We start from the raw sequence: 818 nt of genomic DNA on the forward strand, positions 1-818 counted from the left end.
ACCGTACTCCCACAGGAATCTTCGTGCCTTCCACTCCAATCAACAGGGTTAAAAACAACAGTATTCTTTAACATTGCTTCTCAATAAAGAAATACACTTGAACCACGGTCCTATAAATAGATCCAAAACCTCTTTATAATGTTACCATCTTCCATAACATAGTCCGTGTCTGGAACACCACCATTATTCATGATTGTTTTTGCCGATCCGATATTACTCTCGTCGCAGACAACAAGGGCTTCTTGTATTCCTAATTCCCTGGCTTTTTCTAAGGCAAGGGATAAGAGTTTTGTTGCATATCCTTTTTTCCTCTCAGATGGACAGATACCGTAACCAATATGCCCTCCACTGTTAAATAACTTATCTGTCAGTCGGTGACGAATATTTACTGCTCCAATGATCTTTTTATTTTTATTGATTAACCAGAAGGTAGAATCAGGAACCCAATTGGCTGGGATATTTTTACCCTGCTCTGCATCAAGTAAAGATTGTATCATTTCCGGAAAATTTGCAGGATCCTTACCAATGACCCAAGGAATCATTTCCTCCCCGCTATCTTTCCATTCTTGGTAAAACTCTTGATATTCAGATTTTAATTCCACTGTTGGTTTTGTTAAAAATACTGTTGGTTCCATGTGATTCACCTTCTTACTAAAATTTAAGCTATCCTATAAGCCCTGCGTTCAGCATATTCCCTACATAAATCACAAACATGAATTGTATTAATAAAGCTTTTTCTGGCTCCCAACTTATCTCAAAACTTCGGACACAACACTAGATTTTTTTCTCCTGTCTGTCTGCTCTGACTTCAGACACAA

1 protein-coding gene is annotated in these 818 nt (G+C 37.9%); it reads right to left on the reverse strand.

Annotation, left to right across the window (positions count from 1 at the left end):
- Positions 1-110: 110 nt before the first annotated feature.
- Positions 111-635, reverse strand: a complete 525-nt coding sequence (locus tag V7083_RS15255; RefSeq protein WP_335479291.1) for a GNAT family N-acetyltransferase — start codon at positions 633-635, stop codon at positions 111-113.
- Between the last annotated feature and the right edge of the window lie 183 nt (positions 636-818).

It is taken from the genome of Bacillus sp. JJ1764, assembly GCF_036962145.1.
Taxonomy (GTDB): Bacteria; Bacillota; Bacilli; order Bacillales; family Cytobacillaceae; genus Neobacillus.